Origin of the sequence: Nocardia sichangensis (assembly GCF_047200615.1) — a bacterium.
In the GTDB taxonomy this organism is placed as follows: domain Bacteria; phylum Actinomycetota; class Actinomycetes; order Mycobacteriales; family Mycobacteriaceae; genus Nocardia; species Nocardia sichangensis.
This window is the reverse complement of sequence record NZ_JBJZOK010000106.1, coordinates 1-1,301: the sequence shown is the minus strand read 5'-3', so window position 1 is coordinate 1,301 and position 1,301 is coordinate 1. Positions and strand designations below refer to the sequence as shown.

At 69.7% G+C, this 1,301-nt stretch carries 1 protein-coding gene; it reads left to right on the top strand.

Annotation, left to right across the window (positions count from 1 at the left end; genetic code table 11):
• Positions 1-34: 34 nt before the first annotated feature.
• The coding region (locus tag ACL03I_RS39310) for a condensation domain-containing protein (RefSeq protein ID WP_412808641.1) at positions 35-1,301 on the top strand (1,267 nt) is incomplete at its 3' end.

Genomic DNA, 1,301 nt, shown 5'->3' with positions numbered 1-1,301 from the left:
GCGTCATGAGACGTTGCGGACGGTGTATCCGGCGGTGGACGGTACCGGGTATCAGGTGGTGCTGCCCGCCGCGCAGGCCGTTCCCGACCTCGCGCCGAAGCCGGTCGCTGAGCACGAGCTACCGGACTGGCTGCGCGGATTCGCGCTGACCGGCTTCGACGTCGCGGCGGAGGTGCCGCTGCGCATCGCACTCGCCGAGATCGGTCCCGGTGACCACGTGGTCGTTGTGGTGGTGCACCACATCGCGGCCGACGGCGCTTCGGTCGCGCCGTTCCTGCGTGACCTGCTCAGCGCGTTCCTGTCCCGGCGCAACGGGGCCCGCCCGTCCTGGCAACCGCTACCCGTGCAGTACGCGGACTACACGCTGTGGCAGCGCGCGATGCTCGGCGACGAGGACGACCCGGATTCGGTGGCCGCGGCCCAGATCGCCTACTGGCGCGACGCCTTGGCGGGCATCCCGGACCGGATCGACCTACCCGCGGACCGGCCGCGTCCAGCCGTCGCCTCCGGCCGGGGCGCGGAGTACACCTTCGTGGTGGACGCCTCCGTGCACCGAGGTCTCGCCGAACTGGCACAGAGTGCGGGCGCCTCGGAGTTCATGGTGGTGCACAGCGCCCTGGCGGTGCTGCTCGCCCGGCTCACCGGCATCGACGACATCACCATCGGCACGCCCGTGGCGGGCCGGGGCGAGCGGGAACTCGATCCGCTGATCGGCATGTTCGTCAACACGCTGGTCCTGCGCACCCGGATCGATCTCGGCGCGTCGTTCCGTGCGCTGCTCGGTCGGACGAAGGAAACGGATCTCGGCGCGTTCTCGCATGCCGAGTTGCCGTTCGAGCGGCTGGTCGAGGTGCTGGACCCGGTCCGCTCGCAGGCGCATCATCCGTTGTTCCAGGTGGCGCTGTTCTACCAGAACCTCAGCATGCCCGAGATAGTTCTGCCCGGGCTGTCCGCTCGGGTGGTCGAGTTCGACAGCGCGATGGCGAAATTCGATCTGCAATTGACCGTGGTGCCCGCCGCCGGTGGACAGGCCACGGGGTTCACGGCGATGTTCACCTACGCCACCGACCTGTTCGACGAGCGGACGATCGCCGAGTTCGCCTGGCGGCTGGATCTGTTGCTGACCGCCGTCGCGGCCGAGCCGGATCGGCCGATCGGCGCGATCGACCTGCTGGCTCCCGCCGAGCGCGAACGCATCCTGCTCGAGTGGAACAGCACCAGGTACGCGGTGTCCGCAGAGTTGCTGCTGGACGGTTACCGGCGCGCCGCGGAGGCGTACGCGGACGAGGTGGCCTTGGTGC